This is a genomic window from Methylomonas lenta (assembly GCF_001644015.1).
Taxonomy (GTDB): domain Bacteria; phylum Pseudomonadota; class Gammaproteobacteria; order Methylococcales; family Methylomonadaceae; genus Methylomonas; species Methylomonas lenta.
On record NZ_LUUI01000022.1, the window covers coordinates 46,710 to 67,952 of the forward strand.

17 protein-coding genes are annotated in these 21,243 nt (G+C 46.5%); 7 read left to right on the plus strand and 10 right to left on the minus strand.

What is annotated here, in order from left to right:
- Position 1 precedes the first annotated feature (1 nt).
- The 3 genes from A1359_RS01495 to msrB are packed head-to-tail and all read right to left on the minus strand — an operon-like array spanning position 2 to position 2,322.
- Complete coding sequence (locus A1359_RS01495) at positions 2-565, minus strand: YfiR family protein (RefSeq protein ID WP_066976977.1); 564 nt, start codon at positions 563-565, stop codon at positions 2-4.
- A 60-nt stretch (positions 566-625) separates the two neighbouring features.
- Positions 626-1,930, minus strand: a complete 1,305-nt coding sequence (locus tag A1359_RS01500) for a M18 family aminopeptidase (RefSeq protein ID WP_066976978.1) — start codon at positions 1,928-1,930, stop codon at positions 626-628.
- On the minus strand, positions 1,927-2,322 hold the full coding sequence (msrB, locus tag A1359_RS01505; protein ID WP_066976981.1) for a peptide-methionine (R)-S-oxide reductase MsrB: 396 nt from the start codon (positions 2,320-2,322) through the stop codon (positions 1,927-1,929). Before msrB ends, A1359_RS01500 begins: the two co-directional genes overlap by 4 nt.
- 288 nt (positions 2,323-2,610) lie before the next feature.
- Between msrB and A1359_RS22625 the strand changes: the two genes are divergently transcribed.
- Entirely contained in the window at positions 2,611-2,772 is a 162-nt protein-coding gene (locus A1359_RS22625) for a hypothetical protein (RefSeq protein ID WP_198159228.1), read from the plus strand.
- A 382-nt stretch (positions 2,773-3,154) separates the two neighbouring features.
- On the opposite strand, the gene A1359_RS01510 is transcribed toward A1359_RS22625, so the two are convergent.
- The 5 genes from A1359_RS01510 to A1359_RS01530 all read right to left on the minus strand — a co-directional run bounded on the left by A1359_RS01510 (position 3,155) and on the right by A1359_RS01530 (position 5,703).
- Positions 3,155-3,721: an alpha-ketoglutarate-dependent dioxygenase AlkB family protein gene (locus A1359_RS01510; protein ID WP_066976984.1), complete on the minus strand. Its 567-nt coding sequence runs from the start codon at positions 3,719-3,721 to the stop codon at positions 3,155-3,157.
- The gene (locus A1359_RS01515) at positions 3,721-4,122 is read right to left on the minus strand and encodes a bacteriohemerythrin (RefSeq protein ID WP_066976987.1); all 402 of its coding nucleotides are present in this window, start codon (positions 4,120-4,122) and stop codon (positions 3,721-3,723) included. The genes A1359_RS01510 and A1359_RS01515 overlap by 1 nt, the downstream gene beginning before the upstream one ends.
- A gap of 12 nt (positions 4,123-4,134) precedes the next feature.
- Entirely contained in the window at positions 4,135-4,767 is a 633-nt protein-coding gene (locus A1359_RS01520) for a glutathione S-transferase family protein (RefSeq protein ID WP_066976990.1), read from the minus strand.
- A complete protein-coding gene (locus tag A1359_RS01525; RefSeq protein ID WP_066977060.1) occupies positions 4,764-5,225 on the minus strand; it encodes an amine oxidase in 462 nt (153 codons plus the stop codon). The genes A1359_RS01520 and A1359_RS01525 overlap by 4 nt, the downstream gene beginning before the upstream one ends.
- A gap of 268 nt (positions 5,226-5,493) precedes the next feature.
- Positions 5,494-5,703 carry a DUF2934 domain-containing protein gene (locus A1359_RS01530; protein WP_066976993.1) on the minus strand — a complete coding sequence of 70 codons (210 nt, stop codon included), beginning with the start codon at positions 5,701-5,703 and terminating at the stop codon, positions 5,494-5,496.
- 188 nt (positions 5,704-5,891) lie between these two features.
- Here A1359_RS01530 and A1359_RS01535 point away from each other — a divergent pair, with 188 nt between their 5' ends.
- The 6 genes from A1359_RS01535 (at position 5,892) to A1359_RS01560 (ending at position 16,384) form a co-directional block, all read left to right on the plus strand.
- Positions 5,892-7,247 (plus strand): glycoside hydrolase family 30 protein, encoded by a 1,356-nt coding sequence (locus A1359_RS01535; protein ID WP_066976995.1) that lies wholly within the window; start codon positions 5,892-5,894, stop codon positions 7,245-7,247.
- 131 nt (positions 7,248-7,378) lie between these two features.
- Positions 7,379-10,579, plus strand: a complete 3,201-nt coding sequence (locus A1359_RS01540; RefSeq protein WP_066976998.1) for a hypothetical protein — start codon at positions 7,379-7,381, stop codon at positions 10,577-10,579.
- 21 nt (positions 10,580-10,600) lie between these two features.
- A complete protein-coding gene (locus A1359_RS01545) occupies positions 10,601-11,989 on the plus strand; it encodes a glycoside hydrolase family 30 protein (protein WP_066977001.1) in 1,389 nt (462 codons plus the stop codon).
- Positions 11,990-12,160: 171 nt separating this feature from the next.
- Positions 12,161-13,753: a phospholipase D-like domain-containing protein gene (locus A1359_RS01550; protein WP_066977004.1), complete on the plus strand. Its 1,593-nt coding sequence runs from the start codon at positions 12,161-12,163 to the stop codon at positions 13,751-13,753.
- A gap of 255 nt (positions 13,754-14,008) precedes the next feature.
- Positions 14,009-14,938 (plus strand): PilZ domain-containing protein, encoded by a 930-nt coding sequence (locus A1359_RS01555; protein WP_066977007.1) that lies wholly within the window; start codon positions 14,009-14,011, stop codon positions 14,936-14,938.
- Between the two features lie 495 nt (positions 14,939-15,433).
- Positions 15,434-16,384 (plus strand): YcbK family protein, encoded by a 951-nt coding sequence (locus tag A1359_RS01560; RefSeq protein ID WP_066977009.1) that lies wholly within the window; start codon positions 15,434-15,436, stop codon positions 16,382-16,384.
- Between the two features lie 62 nt (positions 16,385-16,446).
- Here the strand turns inward: A1359_RS01560 and A1359_RS01565 are convergent, their stop codons facing one another.
- Both A1359_RS01565 and A1359_RS01570 read right to left on the minus strand, forming a co-directional pair.
- Complete coding sequence (locus A1359_RS01565; protein WP_066977012.1) at positions 16,447-19,923, minus strand: hypothetical protein; 3,477 nt, start codon at positions 19,921-19,923, stop codon at positions 16,447-16,449.
- 316 nt (positions 19,924-20,239) lie between these two features.
- Positions 20,240-21,226, minus strand: a complete 987-nt coding sequence (locus A1359_RS01570; RefSeq protein WP_066977015.1) for a 2Fe-2S iron-sulfur cluster-binding protein — start codon at positions 21,224-21,226, stop codon at positions 20,240-20,242.
- Positions 21,227-21,243: the final 17 nt, after the last annotated feature.

The following is a 21,243-nucleotide window of genomic DNA, read 5'->3' on the forward strand; positions in this document are numbered from 1 at the left end:
ATCAATCTTCCCCAACCAGCGTGGAAACTTCGATCAACTTGGCGCTAATCCCAAGGCCGCCTTGTTTTAATGCCTTGAGATTAATGTGTAATTTGACTTTTTCTTCTTCCAGTACAAAACCGATCATGCCGCCGGATTCGGCAAAAAAAGGCTGGCCACTGACGGTTAGGCTGTTATGTAAATTGCCTACCAGTAGGGCATTAGGTAAAACAATATTGGGTAGCCTATCGGTGTTGTCGAAATAGACTATCTGACAGTTTTTGACTTCGGCTAGGCTGCTATAACGAAGGATACGAATGGGTTTGCCCAATGCACTTTTTGATTCCAGACCGTTTAGCAGATCATTAAAAGGATCATCACCCACTACGCAGATATTGAATGTGGCAGCCGTGGTTTCAGGCCAGCTAATAAATTTGGTGAAATTGTATAGATAAGCTGCTTTAATTTTGTATTCAAGGCTTTCTTCTGCGCACACTGAGCTAGTCGTTAGACTAATTAGCAAAAAAAAATGGGCGACGGTGGCTAAAAGTTTAGCGAAAAAACCGTCTTGCGAGCTTAATAGCAATACTATTCCCTATATAAAATGAAGATGCCGAGTAAGGATAGTAGAAGATTTTTATTAAATCTATGGGCTGGAAAAAAACTGAGTCAAGACTGTGATCATATAGGCATGATCCAGTGTACCTGCACTTTCACGAACGCTATGCATAGCCCACATGGGATTGCCAACATCGACAGTCGGGATACCCAGTTTTGCTGAAGCAATAGGTCCAATTGTACTGCCACAAGGCAAGTCGCCGCGATGGGCGTATTTTTGAAAAGGCACCTCAGCTTGCTGGCACAATTGCACAAAGCGGGCTTCTGATAAACAGCTTGAGGCATAGCGATGATTGGCATTGATTTTAATAACCGGTCCTTGGTTAACGATAATTTTGTGTTCAGGTTCGTAAGCGTTGGGGAAATTGGGCTGATAGGCATGTGCCATGTCGGCACTGATCATCATGCTATTGGCTAGGGCTCGTTGATAACCTTGGGTATCCACAGACAAGCTAAAGCCAATTCGCGCCAAAATGTCCGGCAAAAAGCTACCTGCGGCACCTTTGCAGCTTTCGCTACCGATTTCTTCATGGTCGAAAAATGCACAAACCAAGGTATTGCCGCTATCGAGTGCTGCTGCAGTTAAAAGCGCTTTAATGCCAGCATGACAGGACGCCAGATTATCCAATTGACTATCCGCATAAAACGCCTGGTTCTCACCCCAAAATACGCCTTTCTGGGTGTCGTAAACATTAAACTCCCAACCTAAAATTTGTTCAGCGGCTAAACCGGATGCTTGTTGAATTAAGTTTGAAAATTGATCGGCGGCAAGTTGTTGTTCAACCGTAGTGGCAAACAGCAATGGTAATTCGGTTTGTTTATTCAGCTTCAGGCCGTCTTCGTTCACCGTTCGATTCATATGAATAGCCAAGTTTGGCAATCTAAGCAGAGGTTGTTCAAATCTAAGCAAGCGGCTGGCAATTTCGCCATTTTCAGTTTGATAGGCAATGCGTCCGGCCAAGCTTAAATCACGATCGCTGAAGGTGGCTAATATCGGCCCGCCATAGACTTCCACCGCCAGACGTAGCAGTTTATCGCTGTTTATAACGGGGTTGGGTTTTAGTCGTAAGCCCGGCGAATCGGTATGCGCGCCGAGGATTTTAAAGCCGTTTTCGGTCAAATCTTTCTGTCCGGCTACAAATATGATGATGGAGGAATCATCGCGCACTACGTAGTAGCGACCTCCGCTGTTTAACGACCAAGCCTGATTTTCCTGCAGTCGTTGAAAAGAAAATGTCGCTAAGTATTGTTCAAGGCTGCTGATGACATGCCAGGGACTAGGGCTGGCATCGATAAAGTCCAGTAAATCTTGAGTGTTTTGCTGTGGGTTCATGTCTGGTCTTTAAGTTCTAATGCTACGGAATTGATGCAATAACGCAGGCCGGTAGGTGGTGGGCCATCTGGAAATACGTGGCCTAAATGTGCGCCGCAATCGCTGCAGGTTACTTCTGTTCGATGCATGCCATGGCTGCTGTCCTCATGTTCATTTAGACAAGTTTCAGTTAAAGGTGCCCAAAAACTGGGCCAGCCACAGCCGGAGTGGAATTTTTGCTCAGACGTGAATAACGCTTGTCCACAGCAGATGCAATGATAAATGCCGGCTGTGGTGCAATCGGTATATTTGCCGGTGAAGGGCGGTTCCGTACCTTTTTCGCGACAGACATGAAATTGTTCCGGCGTAAGGTTCTCTTTCCAGGTTTGGCTGCTGTCTTTTTGCTTATTCATGAATGCAATCCGGTTTCTAATCAGGACGAGCTTATTGTACGCGTTACAGTTTTTTCTGCATCAATGTCAGTTATGCGTGCATTTGAGAGTAACGTTTGTAAGTATTATTAAAATGCTAATGCGCCTAGCGCTCCGGTTCTTGAAGTTAATAATGTTCCCTGGCTTCTGTCGATGGATATGTTAACTATAAAGAAACAATTAATGCTTAATAGTGGCTATTGTAAAGCAAATTAAATCCTTTATAGTAAAGCCAACTTCATTTTTAATCGACTCCGCTAGGAGGTTATCATGTCAAAACCCATCAATTTGTACAAAGACGTTGTTACCGGTTTGTTATTCACGCTCGGTATTTTCGGATTCATGTCCGGTGAATTTATTTTATCCACACTGTTGTTTGGCTCAGCCTCGCTGACCAGTAATTTGGATTTCAAAGGTTCCGTCCGGGCTTAATTTTTATGCGTAGTTTCCTCCCCGTAAATGGACGTACACACTCGACGGCCACCATCCATGCTCAGGATGGTGGCTTTTTTTGTGCTATCAAAGGATGACGTTCATTGGTTAGCTCTTAGCTGAAGCTAGCTTTGCCCCTTATATCTGCCGGCCGCATCTTAGCTGGGTTCCTGTATCTTTCAGTATCAACAGCAAGGCACAATCAACTTATGCCCTAGCTCAATGGTCTGCTTTTCGAGCAAAACACTCAGCTGTTCTGGTATCGCCTGGTATTCTCGCCAGTGACTATTCCTTTGGGGTAATCTATTACTTTCATTTGAGTCGTTACTGCTAAATGACAAATAAAATCAATACAGCTTGCTTACTGAAATCCAGATTTTATTCAGATAACCACCTGCCTAAAGGTTAAGTTAATCCTGCCAGCACAGACATCATGTGTCTTAGGAACCCGATGCAACCAAAGGTGTTGAAATGAAGGCCGCATAATCAATAATGAACCTTGACTCAATACAACGGAGCCCGTCTTCGAACTCAGTTTATGCTTGAATTCAAAGCGGCGCTCGGCGCCAAAACTCAGCGAAACGATGAGCGGTTGCTTGCCCAGTTCCGGTTCGTCGTCGGCATGCCAGCCGACATGATCTTCGCCATCGCGATAATAATTTACCAGCACCGCATTGAAAGAATTGGCCAGAAATAGCTCGACTTTGGTCCGAATAGCCAATAGCAACGGTGTCCACGCTCTGGTTTCAAGCAGATTATTGCTGTAGCTATAACGAATATTGGCGTCGGCATGCCAGGTTTGTAAGCGAGGTAACACAAACTGCCTGCCACTGTATCTGTATCGATTCTCCGGCCAGTCATGTTCTTGTTGAAAGTATCGAAGAATTTGATCGCTTTCGGCCGGTTGGTAAAAGCCCGCAATCTGTTCAATGTCAGGCTTAGTCGCCATTATTCAGGAGCTAAACCAGCACTTTTAATATGTGCCGCCAGCGCGCTATCCATGGTCGATACATGTAGCACAAACCAAGCCGGCAGGCGCTGTTTGATAAAGCCGCGACCAAAAGCGATCATCCCCTTATCGACACTGGACTGGAATTGCTTAAACTCGCTCAAAACTCGCTGATGCTCACCGTTGTGTTCGCTGAAGGCAGGAAATGCCGATTGCTGCATTAACTGATTTTCCTGCTCGAAATGTTCTACTGTATGTAGATACAAGGCTTGGAACAAAGCTGGAAAATCGGCATTGCTGGCACCGTCTAATTGATTCAGCAAATTGATGAATTCAGCATGATCCCGATCGATCGGTTGATAGTCGATGCTGAGACGTCGTATTGTTTCTGTCAAACTCATGATAATGTCTCGCTAAACGTTCGCATTCACTCTGTAACCTTCTTCCATCAATACTCGTCTGACTGCCGGTCGAATGAGCATCAACTGATAGTGTTGTCGGCATTTGACTGGCAATTCGATACCGGCTTTGTCCGCCCAAAACTCGACGTAAAACAACGCGGCATCGGCTATGCTAAAATTGTCGAAGGCATAGCCGGTTGTCGGCAGTTGCTGGTTAACAATAGTCAAACCATTTTGCACTATTTCTCGCCCTTGTTGTTGGGTGAAGTCATAATCCATCGTATTAGGGACAAACTTTTCCGGTACGAAGATACGCATAAAACCCTGTCCATGTAAGGTGCCCACCACAAAATCCATCAGTTCGATGGCCCGCGTATCGCCGTCAGCATCACCGGGCAGTAAGTCAGCTTTGGGATGACTGCGTGCCAACCAATAGGCTATCGCCTGAAATTCGGTTAATGCTGTGTTGTCATCTCGGACCAGGGTTGGAATGCTGGCTTTAGGGTTGATAGCTAAAAACTCGGGTTTATGCTGGTCGCCTGCTAACAGATCGATAACATAGGCTTCGAAAATTAGCTCCAATTCTTCCAGCAAAATATGAATGCCGATCGAACAAGCGCCCGGCGTGAAATAAAACTTCATCATATGCGGTCCAGAAAATGGGTATTCAGTTTGAGGGCAAAAGTCCGCCAAAGCTCGGCAATCTCGCGTTTAACATCATTTATATAGTCCTTATCTGGCTTATGTTCGTCGGGAAAGTTGGATAAGGCGCAAGACGTGCGATGTTTATCCACCACAAACAGCAGAAATTCGTCAATAAAGCCCTGAAATGCTGTCAGCAACTGCCGAGTTAGCTCAGACATGCCGTTATTCACCGGATATTGACGAGTCTCAAACGGTGTGGCATGTAACTGATAAAAAGCCTCATCATAAAATGCCGTCAATACCGCTAACACATTGCGTTGAAAACAACCCTGCCATTGCTGTCGAGACAGATCATGCGCCAGTCGCTGTTCGTACTGCTGTTTCAGCATAGGTTTGCGTTCGGCAAGATAACGGCTAAATGCGTCTATTTGGTCTGCGTTTTGCTGTCGATTGTTCATTACAAGCCCTAGTTCTAAATGTTGTTGAACAATAATGCATTCAAGATATGGGCCATCTCTTGCCATAAACCAAGAGCAAATACGGTGAAATCTGCTGAATAGTTAAAGGCTTTATAACATAAGAGCCTACGAGCTGGGTGAGGTGATATGTCAGAAACTTATAGGCAGATTATTATGTATAAAATCTATATCTCAGTAAATCCTGTTGTTATTCGTGGGTCTTTTTGCAGGGTTTGTAACAATAATCGTCCAAGACATGCCGGGCTAATCAGTTGCCATTCATTTTTGTGCCCTGCCTGACACGGCGAAACTGACGGGCTATTTCCAGTTCCGCTGCTTGCCAGTCATCCTCGTCATGACCGGGGGTAAAGTTTCTTTTTTCCGCCCTGTAGTAAGCATTCACCGAAACCCGCTTATGTAAGTCAACCAGGTCAATATCGTCGGCATGATTCAATAATAATCCGTATTTAGTTGTCATATCGTTTCCTTATGAAGCCAAAAAACATAGCGCAGCCAGTAGAAAACAAGTTGGAGTAAGCCTTGCATTTAAGTGAATAGTGTAAGCTATATGGCTTGATTTGATCTTATCAAACTGTAATTCATAATAGAAAGGACACATGTTCGAACTAGCCTTCATTACTCAATAGTTCAATCGGAGTTAACAGCATGACGGAACGACGACTGCTAAAGCAATTTTGTACGGCGCGTGACACAAGCGAACGGCTATCGGAGCAGAAGCCGCTAGTGTTTGTGACCGCCTCGAATGCTTCCGACCCCGCAGTATTCATTGATACTACGGTTAGATTTCAGGAGTTTCTAGGGTTTGGTGGCGCTTTTACAGAAGCTGCGGCGGTGACGCTGGACAATCTGCCTCGCCACTTGCAGCAAGAAATAATGGAGGCCTATTTTTCGCCGACCAATGGCCACGCTTATAGTTTGTGCCGGACCCACATCAATAGCTGCGATTTTGCGCTGGGAAATTATGCCTATGCTGAGCGGGCGGGTGATGTTGATCTGAAACATTTCAGCATTGATCGTGACAGAATAGCGCTGATTCCAATGATTCATCAGGCTATTAAGCTGTCAGGTGGTCAATTAAAACTTTTCGCTTCCCCCTGGAGTCCGCCAGCCTGGATGAAAACCAATGGCATGATGAATCGTGGTGGCAAGCTGAAACCGGAATATCGGCAAACCTGGGCCGAATACTATGTGCGCTACATTGAAGCGTATGCGGAGGAGGGGATACCGATTTGGGGTTTGACGGTGCAGAATGAACCTGAGGCCGCTCAGTCCTGGGATTCCTGTCTGTATACCGGCGAAGAAGAGCGGGATTTTGTCAGGGACTATCTCGGCCCAACGCTCCAGTCGGCCGGACTTGGCAGCATTAATGTGATTATTTGGGATCACAATCGAGACCGAATGTTTGAGCGAGCCAAGCTGGTCCTGGACGATCCAAATGCCGCCCAGTATGTATGGGGTGTCGGTTTTCATTGGTATTGCGGCGATCATTTCGATAATGTGCAAATGACGCATGAGGCCTATCCCGACAAGCACCTGATATTTACCGAAGGATGCCAGGAAGGCGGGCCGCATCTGGGTTCGTGGGATACCGGAGAGCGTTATGCGCGTTCCATCATTAACGATCTGAATCGCTGGACAGAGGCATGGGTGGATTGGAATATGGTGCTGGATGAAACCGGCGGACCCAATCATGTGAACAATTTATGTAGCGCTCCCATCATTGCCGACACCCATAATGCAAAAATACTCTATCAAAGTTCTTATTACTACATAGGCCATTTCTGCCGATTTATTCGCCCCGGCGCCTGCCGAGTGGCTTGCGCCAAAACACACGATAGCCTGGAGTCGACCGCATTTTTGAATACCGATGGCACAGTAGCCGTGGTAGTGCTGAATCGCAGCGAGCAAGCAATCGACTTTTTACTAAAAGTCCAGGGATTGGAGGCCAAGACCTCAATACCTGCTCGTGGAATCAAGACGTTGCTTTTTGAAGACTGCTGATGCAGCCAATCCAAATAGGCGTCGAATTGCTGGATTACACATAATATTTCGTACCTTCTTATCAGCATGGGTAATTCTGTTTCGGGGCCTTACGATGCCTTACTGGCTATTCAAAATGACGGTGTAACGATATGACTAAACCCTATTATCTTAGCGATGGCGATAATCGCTTTATTATCGAGCAGTATAACGACCGCGCGGCCTTCGCCAGTTTTTTGCCCGGTATTGCCGGTACCAAGGGTCGCCCGGCCTGGGTTTTTTATGTCAACCGCGGCCAGGCCATTGCCAGTTTCGGCGTGCGTAACAAAGACGGGGCGTTTTTGGAGTTTTATCCTGCCGATAAAGCCTATCAGCTGACGCCTGCGCGTGGTTTTCGCACTTTTCTCAAAATCACCAGCGGCGATAGCCTGCTCAGCCATGAACCGTTTCAGCGCGGAGCCGATTCAGCAGTATCTCAACGCCTGTATGTTTCGCCTCATGAGGTTGGCGTGGAAGAAATCAATCCAGGCTTGGGGCTGAGCATTCGGGCCGATATGTTGACGCTGCCCGAGGCTGCCGTGGCTGGGTTGCTACGTCGAGTCGAACTGGTGAATACCTCAGGCCAGAGCCAAACGATAGAAATTGTGGATGGTTTGCCGCAAGTGCTGCCCTATGGCCAAAATCAATGGGGGGTGAAATTCATGAGTCGAACCTCGGAAGCCTTCATGCGGGTCGAGGCTGTTGAGCAAAATCTGGCCTTTTACCGCTTGAAGGTGTGGCCAACTGATAGCCCGCAAGTAGAGCCGGTAATTCCAGGCAATTTCTTTGCCGGATTTTTGCGCGGCCAGCGCACCCGCGTGTTAGTGGACCCGGAAAGGGTTTTTGGTTTGGCAGGTGATTTTTCACGGCCGGAAAGATTTTTTTCCGCCGATGCGTTGGATTTCGATCATCAGGTGACAGCTAATCAAACTCCCTCGGCTTTTCAGGCTATGACACTGACATTACAACCGGGCGAAAGCCAAGTGTTTTATGGTTTATACGGCCATGCAGAGTCATGGGCGGTACTTGAACAATTTCTGGCTGATTCGGATACCGATTGGGAAGCTTATTTCGAGGCCAAACGAGCGGACAATCGTGGCTTGATTGAAGGCATCACGCAGCGGGTTTTTAGCGCGACGGCGCAACCGCTTTTCGACGCGCATGTTAGGCAGTGTTATCTAGACAACGGTTTGCGCGGTGGATTTCCTACCCGTGTGCCGGGCGGGCCGCTGTTGTATTTGTTTGGTCGCAAGCATGGCGATCTGGAAAGAGATTATAACGATTTCCTATTACAGGATTCTCCCTACTCTGAAGGTAACGGTGATTTTCGCGATGTATTGCAAAACCGTCGGCTGGATTTGTTCTTTGATCCTGCTCTGGATAGCAAAAACATCCGCTATTTTTTCAACCTGATTCAGCCGGACGGCTACAACCCCTGCTTGTTAAGAAACTCACGTTTTGTGGTGGACACACCTGCAGACTTTGCGCATTATTTTCCCCGCTTTGCCGACCTGGAAGCCTTGCTGACGCGTGAATTCAAATACGCAGAATTATGGCTGGCGCTCGCATCTGTAAACGAAAATCCTGAATCCATTATTGCAGACATTCTGGCGCAAGCCGAAGAAGTGGAAGATGCCGAATTCGACCGCGGCTATTGGTCGGATCACTGGACTTATTTGGTGGATTTACTTATTAGCTATGCAGCAATTTACCCAGACCGGCTGGCAGGCTTGTTTCAGGAAAATACTTACAGTTTTTTTGATTCCAGCCATTTTGTGCTGCCCCGATCCGGAAAATATCTGCTGACGCCTGATGGCGTCAGGCAGTTCGGCGCAGTGCAGGCATCGCCGGAAAAGCAAGCCTTGATCGAGTCCCGGTCTCGGCGTCGTTACCAGGTAAGAGCAGGATTTGGCCAAGGCGAGATTGTCAATACCACGCTACTGGGCAAAATCATTACGCTGGTGGTTAATAAACTGGCCACACTCGATCCCTTCGGGGTAGGGATAGAAATGGAGGCGGATCGCCCGGGCTGGTGTGATGCTTTGAATGGTTTGCCGGGTATTTTGGGATCTTCCGTGAACGAAACCATTGAGCTGAAACGCTTGGTGGATTTTAGCCGGACCGTCCTGGCCGAGATTGAGGGTGTATTGTGCTTGCCGGTGGAATTGGCGGATTTTGTGTCGGTTTTGGATACTCTTTTACAGCAACCTAAGCTGACGCCAGAGTTGTTTTGGCAGCAAAGCGGGCTTCAGAAACAGGCTTATCGGGAAAAAGTATTCATGGGCTTTGCCGGGGCTGAGCGCGACTTATCATTTACCGCTGTGCAGAGCTTTTTAGAAAAAGTATCCAGTTATCTGGATACGGCCATTGCCAAGGCCTACACACCAGAAGGGATCGTGACTTATTTTGCCTATCAGGCAGAGCAATATCACGAAATTGAGGATGGCCGGGCTGAGGTCGTCAGCTTTCGTCAACAGCCGCTAGCGTTATTTCTGGAAGGCTTTGTGCACGCCCTGCGCGTTGCAAAACCTCAGGAAGTTCAGGCGTTATTTGCTGCAGTGCGTAATTCCGAACTCTTCGATCAGAAATTGGGCATGTATCGCCTGAATGTCCCGCTGGGCGAAAATGCCCTGGCACTGGGGCGGATCGGTGTATTCAATTATGGCTGGTTAGAGAATGGCTCAATTTTTTTGCATATGCATTATAAGTTTGTGTTGGAAATGGTGCGGGCCGGGCTAATCGAGGCGTTTTACCGCGACATGGATAAACTGCTGGTGGCGTTTCATGATCCCAACGAGTATGGGCGTAACCCCATCGAAAACTGCAGTTTTTTGGTCAGTAGTGGATTTGCGGTTGACCCTCGACAACACGGGCGGGGTTGTGTTGCGCGACTTTCCGGCGCTACCGTAGAATTTTTGCACCTATGGATTCATTTATTCCTGGGACCGGCGCCCTTCGTATTAGAAGCTGGCCGCTTAGTGTTTAAACCACAGCCCGCGCTGTCTAAGACATTTTTCTCAACGGACGCGCAATACGTCGATTTTTTCGATGTTAAAGAATTATTGCCAGCCAACACAGCTGCGTGTGCTTTTTTGGGCACGACGTTACTGGTTTACCTCAACCCCACACGCCAGGACACTTTTGGCGACAATGCCGTGCAACCCTGGCGCTATCAGTTGTATGGGCGGGACGACAGTAAACAGACAGTGGAAGCCAACAAGCTGGAAGATCAAGCCGCGGAAGCGATTCGCCTCGGCTGTTTTCGGCGTGTCGATGTGTTGCTGCAGATGGATTCTGGCAGTCATGCTAAATAATATTTCGTAAAGAGTGCTTTTATGTCGGAAAAATCGAATGTTTTGCTGCCCGCTGAGTCGCTTGTTGAGGATGCTTATTCCTTGGCGGTTTGGTTAACTTGCGCGGATCAAAGTGCATTGTTTCAACGCCAAGCGCAGGATCTTCGTTTCAGCAATATTAGCTATGATTTACCGGCGATCATGGTAGATGCTGAGCAGACATTTCAAGTTATGGAAGGCTTTGGTTTTTCTTTGACCGGCGGCAGTGCCATGCTTATCAGTCGTTTGCCTGACGCAGTCAAAAATGCACTACTACAGGAATTGTTCGCGCCTGCTGCTGACGGTATCGGCGTCAGTTTCCTGCGGCTGAGTATTGCTGCATCCGATCTGAGTGAGCGTAGCTATTCCTATGACGATAGGCCGGATGGACAAGCTGACTTCGAGCTTGCATATTTCGATATTGAAGCAGGGGATAGGGAGGTCATTCCGCTGTTAGAGGAAATTCTGGCCATCAACCCTGCTGTAAAGATCATGGCCACGGCTTGGTCGGCGCCGCGATGGATGAAGACCAACCAAAGCTTTGTCGGTGGCAAATTGAGGCCGGATTGTTATGGGGTTTACGCAGCTTATCTAGTCAAATATCTGGAGGCCATGCGCGGTAGAGGCATTACTATTCATGCCATCACGCCACAGAACGAGCCGCTGAACCAAAAAAATGACCCTAGTATGCTGATGGATGCGAGTGAACAAGTTGAATTCATCAAACATCACCTGGGGCCAACCTTAGCGCAAGCCGGTTTAGACGATGTGGAGCTGTTTTGTTGGGACCACAATTGCGATGTAAAAGCTTACCCATTAACGGTTTTTGCCGATGCCGAGGCGCGCCAATATCTGGCTGGTTCGGCTTGGCATCTCTACGGGGGCGATATTTCTGTGCTGTCCGAGGTGCATCAGGCGTACCCTGAGATGAAGCTATATTTTACCGAGCAATGGGTGGGCTCTGATGGTCAGTTTGCGGATGATTTATGGTGGCATCTGAGAAATGTTTTGATAGGCTCTATTCGTAATTGGAGTCAGGTGGTGCTGGAATGGAATCTGGCCTCCGATCCTTTCTGTGGTCCACATACGAAAGGGGGTGAAGCCCGTTGTGTCGGCGCTTTGACCATTGGTGACGAGGTGACTCGTAACGTAGCCTACTACGTGATCGCGCATGCCGCAAAACATGTGCGTCCAGGTTCGGTGAGGATTTATTCCGATACACAAACCGCTTTGGCTAATGTGGCTTTTCTGACGCCTAGCGGCCATGTCGTGCTGATTGTGCTGAATGATGGCGTGCAAGCTGAATCGTTTTGTATCAGTTACCGGAATAAAAACGCTGTTGCCCATTTGTCTGCAGGCACTGTGGCTACCTATGTCTGGCGTGCAGCATAGGTTTCGCGCAAGGCCAGAAATGTTGGGATTGCTGTCAATCTGGCAGGCTGTCTTCTGGTTGAACAGTTTTTTCTCGGAAAATGCAGATTATTCGAGGTGCAAGCTGCATCGACGCTGAATCTATCCGCTAATTGGTGCATAATCTCGGCTGGATTTATTTAGGATATCGATATGCAAATAGCAGAACACTACGCTAAACCAGTGTTTGGCAAGCTGGGTGGCTTTTTTCAGCGCGCCAACGATTTTAAAGATACCTTTGGCCTACGCTGGGGCAGAATAGAGTTTGATATGTTTCATGGCATGTCGGCTAATTTAAAAGTGATTTTGTGGGTTTATCGCGATCATGTCTGCGAAAAGTATATCGTGGATACCGATGCCTTCGATATTCATTGGGACAGGCATAAACGCGCCACGCGCGATTTTTTTGTTCTTCCCAACTCTGTGCATTTCGGCAAGATCAACTGCATCAAGTTTTCCTTTATTGTGCATCTGGGTGAGCATTCGATTGCCTCGCGCAGCGAATATATCTTTATGGACTGGTATCAGTTGCAGGATGGATATCATCAGCAGCGCAGTATCAGCGAAGATCATGCTACCCCCAATTATTTTCGTACCTATGAACTGAATGCGGGTGAATTACAATCCGATGTCGATTGGTACAATCATCATTTTCATGCCTTAAATCTGATACCCAAATTTACCAAAGGCCAGCAGTATCATCCTTATCATCCCAAGCGTTTTATTCATGACCATATCGACAAGGTCATCAGAAGTAAGCACGAAAATCCCAACCGACTGTGTACCATTAAAGTCAGTGTCGACTGTATTGATGATCATGATTTTGTCAATCATCTGATTCATGCCAGCCATCAAGGTGTGTGGGTGCAATGTATCGTGGATTGGCGCAAAATGACGCTGACCAATAATCAGACTTACGCCAACCTGAAACGCACTGGCATCGAATTGATAGGCGTGTTTTGTACGCCCAAGCATCATCTGATCGAAGTTGAGCCCGACATGCATACCAAATTCATCATTTTTAACGATGAGGATTGCATTCTGGGCTCGTTCAATATCACTTTTGATCGTTGGTGGGCCAATTGGGAGTCTGGTATGTCGTTCCATTCCAAAGGCGTGTGTCGATTGCTGGATAATATTTTTCAGAGTCAGCGCGGTGGCGTTATTCAAAAATACGGTATCGATCCGCTGAGCCCTTTCAATTTGCTATATACCTTTGGTCGTCACACCATGGCCAATGGTCAGGTGTATAAGCCGCATCATGCCATTCTGGCCGAAATTCACCGGGCACGGCATTCGATTAAAATTTGCCTGTTTTTAATTGGCGATTTGCTGGGCGATCATCACGATAGCGTGGTAAACGCTTTGATTCAGGCCAAAGAGCGTGGCGTTGATGTGCAGATTTTATTTAATGGGCATTTAGCCCGTCAGGGTCGTATTGGTGTTGAAAGGTCAATGCACGATGAATTGAACCGGCCTTTGCTGCCGGCAGTACAGCGTTTAAAGTGGGGAGGCGTGCGTGTTGGCTTGGTTTACGGTCAGGATGATCATCCGGTGCCGTATTCACCTATCCATTCCAAGTATTGTGTTATCGACGATTACATTGTTATCGAAGGCAGTTTTAACTGGTACAACACTTCGGTATTTTCTCACGATCTGATAGTCGTAGCCGCTAACCATGAGGTGGCTAAACCCTATTTATATGAGTTCGATCAGATTCAACGATCATTTAGAGTGTTTTATTAATTAAAATGATTGTCGGTAAATGGCAGTCGGCATAATTTTCTCTGTTTTACTTAATCAGTTTTCGGGGTAATTTTGCTGGTGGCTGTTGATTTTTAATTTCAATAAATTATTGAATTAAATAAAGGGTGTGTTTAAAAAACTATTAATCACTTAGCCTGGTTATTCTGTTGCTCATTAGGTAAGTGCGTTTCGCATTTTGAAAGCGTTGCATTTTCCCAAGTATTTTTTGGTTAGCTTTAGAGGCTTTCGTTAAATATGTTTAAAAATAATAATAATAAAAAATTAAATCGTAGAGCAGCTTTTCGGATCTATGAGCAGGCTAATCTTTTCTATCAAAAAATTGACTCTAATCAAGTTAGCGAAACGCAGCCTGGGTTCGAGAATCTTTTACTAGGTAGTCATCAAGCTAAGGAGTTGGGGCAACTCAATTCAGTTGCGGAAAGCTCAGGAGGTGATGTCTCTCTTCCTAGCTCCATAAGCCAGGAAAATGATACGCTGAATGTGAATATCAGTTCTACAGGTATTGCGTTTACCTGTAAAGATAAACTGGAAATTGGCGATTATCTAATGATCAGGATATTGTTGTTATCCAATATGACCTTGATTATGGCCTGCTGTAAAGTCGTTTATTCTAAACCGAGTAATCCTTATGAGAAAAACCAGTATCCGTTTTTAACGGGCGTTCAATTTATTAATTTAACATCTGAAGACACTAAGTTATTGGTTGATCATGTTAGCAGAAGAAAGAAACAGCAGCTGTTTTTGGCCGGATTGATGATCAGTATTTTTATGACAATACTGGCAATACCTGAGGAGATTTTTAATTTAGTATTGGATTTAAGTGATAAGCTATTAGATGTAATTGTAGAAACAGTTTATATAATATTTGATTACATGGATGTTGGCTTGGGACATGTTATCAAATATTTATTTAATGTTAGTCCGCATGGCAGGCAGATGATTGGTTTTTATGTCTTGTTAGCTATTCAATTAGTCTCATTAATTGTGTTCTTGCGTGTCATCGTTTCAGCTTGTATGCGTTTAGGTCAAAATCTAGTGGCCTATGTATCGCGTAAAAAAGCCAGTGTTCTTTATTATTGGGGGCGGCAAACCCTGTTAAACAAAATTAAAATGACTGGTATAGGGGTGCTCGCAATCAGCTGTTATGTTTTGTTTGCTGTTTGACGGCAACGTCAGTTGTTTAAATGTATGCGTTAGCCCAAAGTATTTTCTGATTAGCCAGTTTCCTCAGCTAATCATCCATCAAATCCTATAAATCGTCATTTTGGTAGGGAATGTCTAAATCCAGGCATCATGGATAGCGCCAAACTTGCCCTCCATGATATTGGATGGCCGCTTCCCGGCTGACATGACGGACTTTTTCGGGACAGCTAAAAAAGTTTGCTAATCTGGAGGCTTTTTGCTGTGAACAGTAATCATGTCTTACAACGTTCAGTTATATAATTCGCTGAAAAATTAATAAGTTTGGCTGATTTTCGATGGATTATCCGGGTATTAAATTTTTAATCATCTGTGCGCTATGATGCCGGTTGGGTTGTAGATTCGACCTTACCTCATCCTGCAAACCTAGGATGAAGTGCTATAATACCCTATGTCCTTTTGGATTTTAGGTTTTGAAATCAATACCTATACTGATGACGTTTGATTGGGAGATTATGGATGTTACGACATAATATAGAGAATAACAGCAGTGAAAATGACGAGGTAAAGCTGTCTAGACGCAGCTTTTTCGGACGTCTGGCCGTGGGTGCTGTTTTATCTATAGCAATGCCTGGGGTAGTAAATGCTGCAAAAAGCACAAAAGCAGATAAATCAGCACAGAAGGCTAAGACCTCAGTGCGCTTACCCAAGCAGATAGCCAAAAAAACGGCTCATGCTGGGCATCATACAACTAAAGTTAAGTCTGCAAAGTTAGCTAAAAATAGCAAAGTAAATAAAACCCTTGCTGCCAAACATCACAAATTAGCCAGCGCTAAGCACGGACACTCGAATGTTCGTCAGGCGTCGATTAGTTCGCGTAAGCACGATGTTTATGCTGGAAAAAATAAAGCAGTAGAAGCAGTAAATGTGGCATCTACTCATGACATTGATAGTAGAGCGGATACTATCATTCAGCCTATACGCGAGCCAATGTTTTTAGCGGATCGTGGTCGACTTGCTTCTCATCGTGCTTTGGAAATTCAAAATCCACACACCGGCGACAAGCTGAGTCTGACTTATTTTGAAAAAGGTCGCTATTTGAACGATGCTTTGGATGAAATCAGCTTTTTGTTACGCGACTATCGGACCGACGATGTGCATCCTATTGACCCTGATCTACTGGATCAATTACACGATTTGAAGCAAATATTAGGCTTACATCAACCGTTTGACGTGATCTGTGGTTATCGTTCGCCGTTGACCAATGCAAAGCTGCATGCCGAACGTTCCGGAGTCGCTAATAACAGTTTTCATATGTATGGTAGAGCCGTCGATATCCGCATTGAACGTTTCGATCTGCGACGCATCCATAATGCAGCAATAGCAATGCATCGTGGTGGCGTGGGGTATTATCCAGGATCCAAATTTATCCATCTGGATACCGGCACTTTCAGAACCTGGTCGCTGTAAAAGCCGCTACCAAAAAAAAGCGCCTTTAAGGCGCTTTTTTTTGGTTATGGGATTGCCGTAGTTTATGGGGTAACCGACTGGTAAGGCCCCAACGGATCAGCACCCAAGGTACCCACCAATGATTGCAAATATTCCGGGCTTTTTAAGGTTTCCAGTTTTTGCATGGCTTGTAGTAATCGCTTTTGCAGCGTTGTGTCGGCAGTGCGAAAACGGTGATCGTTATCTTGAATCAGACTATTTAGATAATTCACATGCCGTCCCCACAAGGCAGTATCCCGCTGTTGTTTGATCCTCAATCGCTCTTGATACCAGGCAGAATCCAAAAGGTATTCGCGTGTAAACATGGCGCGAATCTCGGGATGATGTGCATCCATGCCCTGATAATGGCCTGCAGCCATAATATAAAGCAGGGCATAAAGTGGTGGGCAGGCATCTTCAATGCTGCCGTCGTCGATATATTGCTGAGCAACACGCTGTTGAGTTTCGACGATATTGTTGACGCCATCGGCAAATACATCAATATCTTGCCTTTCTGGTTGCAGAATTTCGTCAGTGAAAACCGCTGAGGGATTGTCGAAAATTTTCCCCATCAAACCATGCACAAAATGGCTGGTGATACGGTAACCCAGTCGACTGGCCAGCACGATGGTGCCGTTATGTTCTAAATCAGTCAGTGGCTCCAGATACCCCTGTTTAATTAAATACTCGGGTTGACGTTCTTTAGGCTGCAGACGCGACCAAATTTCCGGAATCAATAAGCTTATGTCGTGATCAACGCGAATGTCCGGGCCAATATAGCCCGCTGAACTTGAGAACCCCGGATAGCCTGTCAGTATGAATGAAACCAATGCGTTATTCAGATCGGCAGTCGGCCGCAGGGCATTGAATGGGCCTTTGGTGAGCGCACCCTCACTGCCAGCGCCGGTGGTGGACGGTGACTTGCCAGTCAATGAACAGATAAAGTCCATGAACAGTTCCGGCAACTCCTGATAATGAATCGGGTTATAAACGGCCAGTGCCCGAATAGCTCCGTCAGGTGGGTTATTGCGGCGACCGGTAAGCACAGCATCTACCGGATGACAAAGCGGCTCGTGCAGTGGTATTTTGCGATGTAAGCGGGCACCAAGTTCAGCAACATATTTGCGCAGGGGTTTGATTAAATCAACCCGAGTTTCCAGATAGCGCGGGTTCTTAGAGGGTTTGCCGTTGACCAAGCGCGGATGCGCCGAAGATACCGCAAAGGCTTCACCTTGCTGATATGCTTCGTCTAATAATTGATGCATAGGCGCGGTGAATTTGGAAAAAGTCATTACATCTTCAACGATTTCCGATAATTTGCTGTGATCCAGGGGTTCAAAATTGGCCATAAAGTTGCCAGCCATAGCCATATTGGTTTCAGTTTGTTTGTCGTAACCGGGAATGATGGCGTCGTCAGGGCGCTGAAACAGACGGTATTCGCAATTGCTAACCAGTTTGACGCTGTGTTCGTAATGATCATTCGCCAGCCAGGGGCTAATTGCTGAAACAGGCACTACCACTGAGGCGCTGATGTCATCTTCCATCTGCACTTTTTCACAGGCCAGATAATCCTGGCGTACTTTGAATGTGCGCCAGCCACCATCCAAATCAAAGCCGACGCGTAGATAAGTCGCGACGATTTTGCGCTGCCACAGTTTTAACTCGTGGCCGGGTGCGCCGTCGATAATGTCGACCGATAATTGGTCGCGCCATTTATTGCCCCACTCGCTGCGATAGAAGCGTTTGATAAAAAACACTAACGCCAAAATACTGGGGGGTATGGATTTTAGCCAGCTATTGAATTCCGGAGTGTGGTGAGATGAAGGTGTTAATAATTTAATAACCGAGCCCAAACTGCGTGCTTCGCTGAGTATGGCGCGGCTGGAATTGTGATCATCATGTTCATAGCCCGGCAAAAAACGGTCGGTGTAGTCTTTGTCAAAAATGGCCTGTACCCGGTCCAGGTCATTTTGTATATCGTCAACAAATAACGGTCCGTAAATCACCGCATCTTCGATAGATTTAGAAATCTCCGATTTGCCACCGCCGGATACAGTAGAAGGTTTATGGCAAAATGTGCCTTCGGCCACGGTGCCAACCAGGCGCCAGGAAGGTGCCCCCGGGTGTTTGCACATTTCGATTTTGTAACCGTTGGGCTGGATGTAAATTTTGCCAGGCTGCAGACGTATCTGATGACTTTTGCCATTCTTTAGCCAGGTAATTTTCTGGGTATTCAAGTTCATCCGCAAATCTTGCGGTACGTAAATGATTTCTGGAAACTGATTGTCTATGGCATAACCTTCCGGTTGCAGCGTCATTAGTGCGCCATAGTGATAAGTCATTTCATCAAAATCGTAGCCAGGTTCGCGCGTCAGGCTGCCGATGCCGTATTCGTCGCCGTGATTGAAGCGTCTAAATGCCAGGGCGCCACCAGCATGCTCTTCTTCAGCTGAGCCAAACAGATTGGCGGCGAAGCTGATTTGGGTTTTGACTTCCTTTTTACAATAGCCGTAATAATTATCGGCCAACAAGGTGACGATGACCCCAGAGCTGTCGCGGGCGCAGAGTTTAAAGGCCTGACCATTATTGTAAAGTTCGTCTTCTTGTTCCCAGCACATGCCATCGTTGCGTTCGCGCTCTGTAGCATCGTTCCAGTGCGGTAGGCCGACTGATTTCTTTGTGAGTTTAGCCAAATGTGGAGCCAGAATCACGCAGCCACTGTGGCCGCTCCAGTGGTCAATATCCAGTGCCGCATCGTATTCTGGTAAGGCTGGATTGCCACCATTTCCGAATATACTTTCGACAAAATCCAGGTTGCTGACCAGATTGCCTGGAGCAAAAAAGCGGATTTCCATAGATTTTTCCGCCTCCATGCCGGGAATTTCCGGGCATACGATAGGCCGCAATAACAGCGAGGCAAACATATGGGCAGGCTGCGGCTGATTGGCGGTAAACGGTACAATCATCATATCTGCCGGTGGCATCAATGCTTGTTCCAGCATTTTGGCGAAGGTGATTTTGGGTACCTGCTTTTTGTCACCCGGGACCGGCAAGCCGCCCGCAGCGATATGGAAAGAGCCTTCGGTAGTGCGGCGGTCGCTGGCAGGATTATGCAGTACGCCTTGCTTGACGCGAAAACTGGAGATAATTTCAGATTTGAATTCGTTAGCACCTAATGGCAAAGAGAGCTCGCGGGCTACACCATGTCGATCCAGTTCAAAAGTCATGGTTGGTAAACTGGGGATTTTTTCTAAGCCAAGATCAGCCAGATAAGCATCCAGGAAGTTCTGGATGCGGCGGTCGGCGGGATACAGCGATGAACCGGATAATTGACGATTTTTTTCCAGGTAGCTATTTAATAAATCCTGCGCGGTATCCATGAAAGCTGCGGATTCAACATCATTGCAAATTGGCTGGCCGCAGGATGCCAGTTTCAGGTTGATATAAAGATGTAGTTGCCGGGTAATGCTCTCTTGATCTTGATTGACTGAGCCTAGCCCCAATGCCCGTAATTTATCCATAATGCGTCCCCATGATTCGTTAATTTATAGGAATCATCATATAGCAAAGCAGGGTGTTCTGGCAGTGCCTTTGCCGTAATAGTGTGATTGGAGTTGTTGTTTTATGAGATCAGGGCAATAGTGCGTGGCAATGTTGCCGTGGATTAAATTTGGACCTAAAACCGCAGTTGAGCTGTTTGAATTATCAGTTTTATGTCCTGTGGTTTCTGAGCGATTAAGTTTTTTAGCTTAGTCGAACCGGCTTGATGGGGTGAGGTAAAATCAAAAAACTGCAAGCATTTGTCGCTAGGCTTTGGATAACACAGGTGGAATGATGCTAATCCAGGGTGGCTGAGGCAACATGAAAAGCATCAGAGTAAATATCCTGAAAACTTGCGCCTTGTAAGTAAGCTTGACGTTTGCTGTCGGCAACCATGTCAGGATGTCCACACAGATAGACGCGCCAGTTTTTCAGACTGGGTAGCATCGTCATTGCAACATCATTGGCACGCCCTTGGGCGACACCTTGTGGCGCATCGCCTCTGGAGACACAGGCTGTATAGTGGAAGTTGGGATATTCTTGTGCTAGTTGTTGCATTTCCTCTATCCAGTACAGACCGTCGATTTCGCGACTGCCATGGTACAAATGAATCTCGCCGCTGTGTCCGTGGTGGAGTGCTTCGCTGATGATGCCCGCCAATGGCGCCAGTCCGCTGCCAGTGCCGATCAGCAGCATATTTTGTGTCGGATTATTGGGCAAATAATAGCAAAGCCCTTGTGGGTCGGATATGGATAATGTGTCGCCGATATTCAGTTCATGATGAGCCCACTGGCTAAAATGTCCGCCTGCAAGCCGGCGAATATGAAAAGTCATTTTATCCGCATGAATACGGCTGTTGGCTATTGAGTAACTACGAACCAAGCCATCATAACGTTTTAAATTTACAAACTGTCCGGCGAAGTAATCCAATTGTTGCTTGGTTTTTACAGTCAATAACAGGGTTTCCGGATTGAGTAGTTCTTTGGCGATGACAGTCGCTTCTGTAAAAAAATCAGCAGGTGGTGTGATGCTGATTGTCATATCTTGCTGTGGGTAACACTGGCAGGCCAAGAAATAATTCTGGTGCTGTAAAACATCTTTCAAGCCTTTTTGAGCCAAGGCAGGCGGTGCGCCGTTCAAGCTGCGCGCCATGCAGCTTTGACAGGCGCCTTCCTTGCAGGCGTGAGGGATGTCGATATGTTCACGCAATAAGGCATCCAAAACCGATTCACCGTTTTGACAAACGACTTTTTGGTCATCCAAAGTAATCATTTTTAACGACATCCCTCTACTCCCTTTCA

What these genes read in the sequence shown, in the direction of transcription:
- A1359_RS01500 (WP_066976978.1), bottom strand. Translation starts at nt 1,930, where the DNA reads ATGAACCCACAGCAAAACACTCAAGATTTACTGGACTTTATCGATGCC.
- msrB (WP_066976981.1), bottom strand. Translation starts at nt 2,322, where the DNA reads ATGAATAAGCAAAAAGACAGCAGCCAAACCTGGAAAGAGAACCTTACG.
- A1359_RS22625 (WP_198159228.1), top strand. Translation starts at nt 2,611, where the DNA reads ATGTCAAAACCCATCAATTTGTACAAAGACGTTGTTACCGGTTTGTTA.
- A1359_RS01510 (WP_066976984.1), bottom strand. Translation starts at nt 3,721, where the DNA reads ATGGCGACTAAGCCTGACATTGAACAGATTGCGGGCTTTTACCAACCG.
- A1359_RS01515 (WP_066976987.1), bottom strand. Translation starts at nt 4,122, where the DNA reads ATGAGTTTGACAGAAACAATACGACGTCTCAGCATCGACTATCAACCG.
- A1359_RS01520 (WP_066976990.1), bottom strand. Translation starts at nt 4,767, where the DNA reads ATGATGAAGTTTTATTTCACGCCGGGCGCTTGTTCGATCGGCATTCAT.
- A1359_RS01525 (WP_066977060.1), bottom strand. Translation starts at nt 5,225, where the DNA reads ATGAACAATCGACAGCAAAACGCAGACCAAATAGACGCATTTAGCCGT.
- A1359_RS01530 (WP_066976993.1), bottom strand. Translation starts at nt 5,703, where the DNA reads ATGACAACTAAATACGGATTATTATTGAATCATGCCGACGATATTGAC.
- A1359_RS01535 (WP_066976995.1), top strand. Translation starts at nt 5,892, where the DNA reads ATGACGGAACGACGACTGCTAAAGCAATTTTGTACGGCGCGTGACACA.
- A1359_RS01540 (WP_066976998.1), top strand. Translation starts at nt 7,379, where the DNA reads ATGACTAAACCCTATTATCTTAGCGATGGCGATAATCGCTTTATTATC.
- A1359_RS01545 (WP_066977001.1), top strand. Translation starts at nt 10,601, where the DNA reads ATGTCGGAAAAATCGAATGTTTTGCTGCCCGCTGAGTCGCTTGTTGAG.
- A1359_RS01550 (WP_066977004.1), top strand. Translation starts at nt 12,161, where the DNA reads ATGCAAATAGCAGAACACTACGCTAAACCAGTGTTTGGCAAGCTGGGT.
- A1359_RS01555 (WP_066977007.1), top strand. Translation starts at nt 14,009, where the DNA reads ATGTTTAAAAATAATAATAATAAAAAATTAAATCGTAGAGCAGCTTTT.
- A1359_RS01560 (WP_066977009.1), top strand. Translation starts at nt 15,434, where the DNA reads ATGTTACGACATAATATAGAGAATAACAGCAGTGAAAATGACGAGGTA.
- A1359_RS01565 (WP_066977012.1), bottom strand. Translation starts at nt 19,923, where the DNA reads ATGGATAAATTACGGGCATTGGGGCTAGGCTCAGTCAATCAAGATCAA.
- A1359_RS01570 (WP_066977015.1), bottom strand. Translation starts at nt 21,226, where the DNA reads ATGTCGTTAAAAATGATTACTTTGGATGACCAAAAAGTCGTTTGTCAA.